Annotated in this window: 7 protein-coding genes; 6 read left to right on the plus strand and 1 reads right to left on the minus strand. The window is 47.4% G+C overall.

All coding sequences use genetic code 11. The annotated features are described in order from the left end of the window. Positions 1-146: 146 nt before the first annotated feature. Positions 147-1,460 carry an ATP-binding protein gene (locus tag AAC033_RS17185; RefSeq protein ID WP_339740393.1) on the minus strand — a complete coding sequence of 438 codons (1,314 nt, stop codon included), beginning with the start codon at positions 1,458-1,460 and terminating at the stop codon, positions 147-149. Between the two features lie 157 nt (positions 1,461-1,617). Here AAC033_RS17185 and AAC033_RS17190 point away from each other — a divergent pair, with 157 nt between their 5' ends. From AAC033_RS17190 to AAC033_RS17215, 6 genes are all read left to right on the plus strand, one after another. Further along, positions 1,618-2,622: an FAD:protein FMN transferase gene (locus AAC033_RS17190; RefSeq protein ID WP_339740395.1), complete on the plus strand. Its 1,005-nt coding sequence runs from the start codon at positions 1,618-1,620 to the stop codon at positions 2,620-2,622. A 291-nt stretch (positions 2,623-2,913) separates the two neighbouring features. Then, positions 2,914-3,873 carry a class II fructose-bisphosphate aldolase gene (locus tag AAC033_RS17195; protein WP_339740397.1) on the plus strand — a complete coding sequence of 320 codons (960 nt, stop codon included), beginning with the start codon at positions 2,914-2,916 and terminating at the stop codon, positions 3,871-3,873. Then, positions 3,860-4,741 (plus strand): 5-deoxy-glucuronate isomerase, encoded by an 882-nt coding sequence (iolB, locus tag AAC033_RS17200; RefSeq protein WP_339740400.1) that lies wholly within the window; start codon positions 3,860-3,862, stop codon positions 4,739-4,741. Before AAC033_RS17195 ends, iolB begins: the two co-directional genes overlap by 14 nt. A 9-nt stretch (positions 4,742-4,750) precedes the next feature. Continuing rightward, on the plus strand, positions 4,751-5,770 hold the full coding sequence (gene iolC / locus AAC033_RS17205; protein WP_339740402.1) for a 5-dehydro-2-deoxygluconokinase: 1,020 nt from the start codon (positions 4,751-4,753) through the stop codon (positions 5,768-5,770). A gap of 1 nt (position 5,771) precedes the next feature. Then, positions 5,772-7,634, plus strand: a complete 1,863-nt coding sequence (iolD, locus tag AAC033_RS17210; protein ID WP_339740404.1) for a 3D-(3,5/4)-trihydroxycyclohexane-1,2-dione acylhydrolase (decyclizing) — start codon at positions 5,772-5,774, stop codon at positions 7,632-7,634. A gap of 13 nt (positions 7,635-7,647) precedes the next feature. Further along, positions 7,648-9,210: solute:sodium symporter family transporter (locus tag AAC033_RS17215; RefSeq protein ID WP_339740406.1), on the plus strand; the 1,563-nt coding region annotated here is incomplete at its 3' end.

A 9,210-nucleotide genomic window follows, 5' to 3' on the forward strand; every position in this document is an offset into this window, starting at 1 on the left:
ATTCGGGACATGTGTCCCCAGCGTTTCTCCTTGGCTGCTCTCCGGTATTCAAATGCTCTACCCACAGTAGTTTGTTTTTTATGTGAATGATTTTTTCTAAGACTGCAAAAATAAAAATAATCGGGCAAGAATGCTTGGCTTGAAAACTAAAAAATGGCTTTTTCATCCACCAAATCGTTAATGGTGAAGTAGAATGTTGTTCCGTGACCATAATCGGAATGAACCCAGATACGCCCACCCAGTTTTTCTGTGAGCTGTTTGGATAGGAACAATCCGATTCCGGTTCCACGGTATAAGTTTTTTCCATGCTCTTCCACTTTTACAAACCGGTCGAAAATGACTTCGATATTCTCGGGACGGATGCCAATTCCACTGTCTTTTACATAGAAGGTAATTTCTCCTTTGAGGCTTACTACTCCAAACTCAATTTCTCCCTGATTGGTAAACTTGATGGCATTGTTAATTAGATTCCGAAGAACTTGTTCCAGCCGGTAGGCGTCGGTCGTGACGACCGGATCATCCAGCTTTAACTGATAATGAATATGCAAGTGGTTTCTATCCTGCCCCAGCGACCTGGAAAAACTTTTGTTGAGCTTCTCGAAAAGTTCGTTGAGGTGGACTTCTGAAAGATTGAATTTCAGGGCGCCAACTTCAATTTTTGAAAGATCAATGATGTCTTCAATTAAAAACAGCAAGTATTCACTGTTTTCATTGATCAGACTTTTAAACTCGTCCTTTTGCTTTTGGTCGAAATTGTCGTCGCTCACCAGCGAGGAAAAACCGATAATGGCGTTCAACGGGGTGCGGATTTCGTGCGACATGTTGGCCAGGAAGGCGGATTTAAGCTGGTCGGCTTTTCGAGCCTGCAAATATTCCTTCATGTAGTTGAGCTTCACCGTGAGTACAAACCCCATGATTAAGAGCAAGGCGATAAACTGTCCTAAATAAACATCGCTGATTCGTAAATATTCGTCCGGATAGTTTCCCGTAAAATTGGGGTTTTGCCATTCTAAAGCAAAAAGCACAAGCAGGTTTAAGAGTAGAATAACCGATACAAATAGCAACATGCGCTTTTCCCACACAAAAATGTAAAAGGCGTAGAGAATGATAAACATGACTAGTACGGGGCCGCGGGATCCATAGTTAAAGTACCAGGCAATGTTGATAATGAAGAGGTAACTCAACGAGATCAGTATGTAAGAACGGTGGTCGAGCAGATTGAGTCTTCCAATCAGGTAGTAAGCAAAAAATAGTATGGCGATTACGGCCATCAACCCAACCATCATGGGGCCAAACCCAAGCAAATAGTTGGTCAGCATGCTGATCAGTCCGAAGAAGGTCATGATCAGACTGGTCAAAATGATTAATCGTTTTTTTAGTTCCAATTCTCCGGATTCTCCAATGATGATGGAGCGGTAGAAACTCCGGATTCCCCCAAGCAAAGCCCTCTTCTTTGTCACCGCAATTGTATTAAGTTTTCAACAGATAAATGGTCCCAATTTGCAGAACCTGAAACTAATGATTTATATTTACACCGCAAATTTTGTCTGTTGGTATGGCCGTAATGAAATGGCTGCTGTACAACACAAATCACCAAAAGATCAAGAAATGAACGCGATGAAACGACCATGTTTTTTGGCTATTTTATTAGTCGTCTTGTTTTCATGCCAACCCCAAGCCGAATATGTCTCGAATGAAGGGTTTATTTATGGAACGATTTACCATGTGACGTATGAAAGTCCTGATGGGAAGGATCTTCAAGAAGGCATGGAAGCCGTGATGAATGAGCTGAGCCGGTCGATGTCCACCTTCGATTCCACTTCAGTCATATCGAAAGTCAACAAAAATGAAGCGACCGCATTGGATGAGCATTTTGTCACCGTTTTCAATCGTGCGCAGGAAATTTCCGACATTACCGATGGCGCTTTTGATATCACTGTTGCGCCCATGGTCAACGTTTGGGGCTTTGGCTTTAAAAATAAGGAGCAAGTTACCGCTGACTTGATCGATTCGTTGAAAAATCTTGTCGGCTATCAAAAAGTGCGGATCGAGAACGATCAGCTTGTTAAGGAGCATCCCAACACTATGCTTGACGCCAGTGCCATCGCCAAGGGGTTTGCCTGCGATTTGGTTGCCAGTTATTTGGATCATCAAGGCTGCGAGAATTATATGGTTGAAATTGGTGGCGAAGTGGTGGCTAAAGGAAAAAATGCGAAGGGAAATTACTGGTCGATTGGCATTAGCAAGCCCGATGACAACGAATTTTTCGCCGAGCAAAAGCTCAAGGCGATTGTTGAGCTGAAAGAGCGAGCACTGGCCACTTCGGGCAATTATCGGAATTTCTATGTCGAAAACGGAGTTAAATACGCGCACACCATCGATCCGAAGACCGGCTACCCGGTGCAGCACAGCTTGTTAAGCACCACCGTACTGGCCGACGATTGCATGACCGCCGATGCTTTCGCTACCGCCTTCATGGTCAGTGGACTTGAAAAGTCGGTTGCGATGGTCGAAGCTGGCCACAACATCGATGTCTACTTTATTTATTCCGACGACGAAGGTAACTTGAAAACCTATGTCAGTCCGGGATTCAAAAGACTACTGAAAAAGGAGTTTGAATAAGGCAGGACGAGGCCTTCGTTGAGTTTTCTGCCATTTTTATCTGTAAAATCCTTCCGAGTCACAGCAGTCGCTGTACAGCTTGGTAAAGGTATCTAATCGATCTGTCATTAGGATTTAAGACGTCTGGCAGCTAGTCGGTTAGGTGCAGTCTTGTTTGACCTGTCGAAGAAAACGGCAATTCGGATCCAATGCAAACCTTTGCATAGACATTTCCACCTGTTTATTTGGAATCAATATAAATAAAGGCGTAAATTTCATCTTCAATAAACCTAACTTATTGGTTTTCAAAAGATGATTATTTCTTCGAAAAAAATATTTGAAGCCTGTTATGGGAAGTACGGAATTGCCGCGGTAAACATTTGGTGCATGGAACAAGTGCATGGTTTGTTCCGCGCCGCGCATAAAGCCGATGCCCCATTTATTGTTCAAACCACTCCCGTTGCCCGAAATTATGCTGGTCCCGAAATGCTGCTGTCCATGATTTCGGCCGCTGCAAAAATCTACCCCGATACGGTTTTTGCCGTGCATCTCGACCATGGAACCAAAGAACATGCTTTGGATTGTATCGAATCGGGCAGCTATACGTCGGTCATGATTGACGCTTCGCACGAACCTTTCCATTTGAATGTGGCGGCCACCAAAGAAGTAGTGGCAAAAGCCCATGCCAAAAATGTCGCGGTAGAAGCCGAACTGGGAGTTTTAAGTGGGGTGGAAGATGACTTGGTGGTCGATCAGAAATCAAGTAAGTACACGCGTCCATCAGAGGTGGAAGCGTTTGTAGATCAAACTGGTTGCGACAGCCTGGCGGTTGCTGTGGGGACGAGCCACGGGGCTTACAAATTCTCCGGAAGCCAGGGTTTACAATTTGACATTCTGAAAGAAATACAGCAGCGGTTACCCGGATTTCCGCTGGTGCTGCATGGCGGTTCGGCTGTTAATTTTGAAGAGATCCAACGCATCAATGCGGCAGGAGGTCAATTGGGCATTGACGCAAAAGGTGTATCAACCGATGAATTGCTAAAGGCGATTCAATATGGTGTTTGTAAAATCAACATTGCAACCGATGCCCGACTGATCTGGACGCGGGTGCACCGCGAATTTTTTAAACTCTCGCCGGCACAATTTGACCCCATTATTCCCGGCAAAAGTTTTATGGATGCCCTGGAATCGTTCAACCTCGAAAAGTTTGAATTGCTGGGGGCTGTAGGTAAAGCAAGTGAAATAAAATCAAAGCACTATGAAGATCGATAAAAAGTACCGTCTGCTGTCGAAACCGCAGGCGGAAAAAGGGATTTACCAAAGCATTCTTCGGGAAGAAACGGGTTGGCAATTCCTCAATTTCGAGGCCCGGCTGATGGAAAAAGGAGAGAAGTGGACCGCCAATACCAGGCAAAATGAGTATGCCATTATTTTGCTGGGAGGCAATTATTCCGTTAAAACCGACAAGGGAAACTGGGAAACGCTTAATGGGCGAAAAGATGTTTTCAGCGGCATCGCCCATTCCTTATACCTTCCACGAAACACGGAATTTGAACTGACTGCCGAAAGCAGCCTGCTTGACATTGCTTACGGTTGGTGCGAAACTGATGAGGATCATCCGGCTTACTTCAAACGGCCGGAGGAAGCTGCCATTGAAATTCGCGGCGGTGACAATGCTTCCCGCCAGATCAACAGCTTGCTGCAACCTGGCTTTGATTGCCACCGGCTGGTCTCGGTGGAGGTTTATACGCCTTCCGGAAACTGGAGTTCCTTCCCGGCACACAAGCATGACAGTCGCCAAGTGGATGCTGATGGAAAAGTGGTGGAGGCTTGCCTCGAAGAAACCTACTTTTATAAAATAGACAAACCTCAGGGTTTCGCCATTCAGCAAGTTTATAATGACGATCGCAGTTTAGACGAAATTGCCGTGGCTCGCAACAACGATGTGGTTTTAGTTCCCGAAGGTTATCACCCGGTAGTAGCAGGGCATGGCTACAATGTGTATTACCTCAACTTTTTAACCGGAAGCGACCAGTCGCTGGCCAACACCGACGACCCCGACCACAAGTGGATTTACGGTTCGTGGAAAGGGCGCGACCCGCGCATCCCAATTGTAACGGCCGAAATGAACAACCAATAACTAATAATAATGACTAATTCTGAAAAGCGTTACGACGTGATCACTTACGGAAGATCGTCCATTGATCTTTATTCCCAGCAGGTTGGCAGCCCCTTTGAAGACATTCAGGGCTTTCACGCTTTTGTTGGCGGTTCGCCTTTAAATATTGCTGTCGGCTGTTCCCGGTTGGGACTGAAAGCCTCTTTGCTAAGCGGGGTTGGGAAAGACAAAGTCGGTGATTTTCTGCTGAATTTTTTGGCAAAGGAAGGGGTTGCCACCGAAAATGTACCTGTTATTGAAGGCACCCGGACATCGGCTGTGCTGCTGGGAATTGAACCACCTGACCGTTTTCCATTGGTTTATTACCGCGACAATTGCGCTGATTCGCAAATCACCATCGACCAGGTGTTGAAAGCCGGAATCGAACAATCGCGTTTACTCGAACTGTCAGGAACAGCATTAAATATGGAACCCACCCGGAGCGCCGCTTTCCTGGCCGCCGAAATTGCCCGGAAGAATGACGTGCCGGTCATGCTCGACCTTGATTTTCGGGCTGACCAGTGGCACGATATCCGCGCCTTTGGAATTACCTCTCGCGCCTTTATGCGGAATGTGAACATGGTCTTGGGAACCGAAGAGGAAATTTTAGCTGCTTTCCTGGCCGATAAAGCGCAGTTGGTGATCAGCCACCAGCAAATTTCGGCACCCGAAATAAAAGGCGATGTGGATGAGGCCATTCAGGGAATTCTGAGTTTGGGTGTGGACGCGTTGATTGTTAAAACCGGGTCACGCGGGGCGGTTGTCTATCTGCCCGATGGGACAGTCCGAAAAGTGCCGGGTTTCCCCGTGGATGTGGTCAATATTCTGGGTGCAGGCGACGCGTTTGCCGCCGGCTTCATATACGGCTACCTGAAAGGCTGGGATTTGTACAAATCCTGTCGCATGGGCAATGCTTGCGGGGCGCATGTAGTCACCCAACTCGGGTGCGCCAACTTTACGCCATACGAAGATGAGATTTTACAGTTTATCGAATCAAAGGGAGGTTTTTGATATGAAAACAAAACGATTAACCGTTGCACAGGCGACCATCGAATTCCTGAAAAACCAATATTCGGAAAGGGATGGGGTGGAGCAACCATTCTTTGCTGGCTGCTTTGGGATTTTCGGGCATGGCAACTTGGCTGGTTTTGGGCAGGCCTTGCAACAAACCACCGGTTTTAGATATTATATGGTGCGAAACGAACAGGCCGCGGTGCACACGGCAGTTGGTTACGCCAAAATGAAAAACCGGTTGTCCACATTTGCCTGCACTTCGTCCATTGGACCGGGAGCCACCAACATGATTACCGCCGCGGCAGGAGCGACCATCAACCGTCTTCCTGTGTTACTGATGCCCGGCGATTTGTTTGCCAAACGACTGGTCGCGCCGGTCTTACAACAACTGGAATCTGCCGCTTCGCAGGATTTTTCGGTGAATGATTGTTTCAAGCCAGTATCGAAATACTGGGACCGCATCAACCGTCCCGGGCAGTTAATTACTTCGCTTCCTGAAGTGATGCGGGTGCTGACTTCGCCTGCTGATACCGGAGCTGTCACCTTGTGCATTCCGCAGGATGTGCAGGCGGAGGCGTTTGATTTTCCCGAGGAACTGTTTGAAAATCGGGTGTGGCACATTCCTCGTCCTCGCCCGGATGCCAATGCACTGATGCGCGCCGTGGAGTGGATCCGATCTGCCAAGAAGCCGATTATTATCGCGGGTGGCGGCGTTATATACAGCGAAGCTGAGAAAGCCCTGGCAAGTTTTGTCCACCAAACTGGGATTCCTGTTGGCGAAACGTTTTCCGGCAAGGGGTCGCTGCCTTACGATGACCCGCACAACCTGGGCGCGACCGGGGCAACCGGAACGGAAGGAGCTAACGCCATCAGTACTGAAGCAGATCTGGTCATCGGAATTGGCACCCGCTACAGCGATTTTACGACGGCTTCGAAAACAGCTTTTCAGAATGAAAACGTCAAGTTCATCAACATCAACATCACAGAGTTTGATGCCCACAAACACAGTGCGCTGGCGTTAACCGGCGATGCGAAAGTTATTTTGGAAGAGCTGGCCGAGAAAATAGGATCCTTCAAAGTGGATGAAGATTACCGGCAAAAAGTAGCCGGCTTCAATAAAAGCTGGGATGAAAAAGTAGCTGTCGCTTACCAGGCGGACGACACGGCTATTCCGAGCCAGGCGGAAGTGATCGGGGCGGTGAATACATTTTCTGATGCGAAAGATGTCGTGCTTTGTGCGTCGGGTAGTGCGCCGGGCGATTTGCATAAGTTGTGGCGCACCCGAAATTCCAAAGGCTTCCACCTCGAATATGGGTACTCCTGCATGGGCTACGAAATTTCAGGCGGGCTCGGTGCAAAAATGGCTTGCCCCGACCGCGAGATATACGTCATTCTGGGCGACGGCGGTTATTTGATGATGCCTTCCGAAATCATTACCTCCCTGCAGGAAAGATTTAAGATTACCATCATCCTGATTGACAATAAAGGTTTTGCGAGCATTGGCGGATTGTCTAAATCCATTGGTAGCGAAGGTTTTGGGACACAATATTCTTACCGCAACCCGGATGGCAAGCTCGAAGGCGAGCCGCTACCGGTTGACCTGGCGATGAATGCCCAAAGCCTGGGTGCAAAGGTTTATAAGGCAACAAACATTGCGACTTTCAACGAGGCGCTAGAGCAAGCCAAACAGGAAATCCAAACCACGGTCGTCTACATCGAGACTGTTCCCGAACGAAAAATGGCAGGTTACGGCCATGCTTGGTGGGACGTGCCGATTGCGGAAGTTTCGGAGTCCGAAGGCGTGCAGCAAGCGTTCGAAAACTATACTGAACAGAAAAAGAAACAGCGGTATTTTTTATAAATCGGACTAAACGATGCTAACGATACTAACATTCCTTGGATTCACGGCTTTTGTGGCTGTTTACACCTGGTTCAGGCTTAGGAAAGATAAGATGGACTCATCGGACGGCTACTTTTTGGGAGGACGGAGCCTGACGGGAACGGTGATTGCCGGTTCCATGTTGCTGACCAATATTTCAACCGAACACCTGATTGGGATGAACGGCTCAACCTATAAAAATGGCTTTATTGTCATTTCTTGGGAAGTTACTTCTGCCCTGGCATTGATCATTGCAGCTATCTTTTTTGTCCCCACTTATTTAAAACTTGGTTTAACGACCATTCCGGAGTATCTTGAAAAACGGTTCGACGGAATGACCCGGAGCCTGGTGGCCCTGTTTTTGGTGATTTCATTTGTCGTCACCCTGCTGCCGATTGTGCTGTACACCGGTGCCATCAATCTCGAAAGTATTTTCAATGTTTCTGAGGTGCTGGGCATCAGTCGGTCCGAGGGTTTGTGGCTGACTGTTATTTGTATTGGCGCCATTGGCTCGGTGTATGCTATTTTTGGGGGGTTGAAAGCCGTGGCTTTTTCCGATACCATCAATGGCTTTGGTTTGCTGGCGGGAGGAATTCTCATTCCTGTGATCGCCTTGTTCAGCATTGGCGATGGGAACCTGTTTGAAGGCATTTCCAAAGTGTATGAGCATGCCCCGGAGAAGTTTAACGTGATTGGGGCAAAAGATTCGGTGATGCCCTTCGGCGTGTTGTTCACCGGGCTGATCATTAACCAGCTTTATTTTTGGGGGATGAACCAAACCATCATTCAGCGTGCTTTGGGCGCCCGCGACCTGAAAGAGGCACAGAAAGGATTGCTATTTACAGGCGTTCTGAAGATTCTGGTTCCACTGATCATCGTGCTGCCCGGTGTCATCGGCTTCTATTATTTTGGTAATTCCATGTATGACAATCAGGATCTGATTTACCCGGCACTGATTAAAAAAGTCTTGCCGTTGAGCCTGACCGGCTTTTTTGCCGCCGTGGTGATGGGGGCTGTTTTAAGTACGTTTAACAGTGTTTTGAACAGTGCTGCCACCATTTTCAGTATCGATGTCTACAAACGTATGATTGATAAGGAGGCCACGGAGAAACGCCTGGTATGGATCGGTCGGGCACTTTCATCTGTGCTGGCCATTACCGCAATTATTGCGGCACCTTTAGTTGCAAAAGCGCCTGAAGGTTTATACCAATTGCTTCAGCAACTAAACGGAATCTTTTTCATCCCGATCGCCTCCATCATGCTGGCCGGTTTTTACATGGGACGGATCTCCGCCGTGGGTGCGAAGTCTGCGCTGATTTTTGGTTTGGTTTATTACATTGTCACCACTTTTATTCTGAAAATCGACCTTCATTTCATTCACAACTGGGGGATTGAATTTGTGCTGAATGTCCTGATCATGTTTGCGGTATCGTATTATTATCCACGCAAAAATTTCAGCATTCGAACGGCACCCCTGAAGGTTGAAATGGTGCCATGGAGATATACACCACATCTCTCTATCACACTGGTTGTGGTAACCATTATGATTTACATTTTA

The organism is uncultured Sunxiuqinia sp., assembly GCF_963974515.1.
Classification (GTDB): Bacteria; Bacteroidota; Bacteroidia; order Bacteroidales; family Prolixibacteraceae; genus Sunxiuqinia.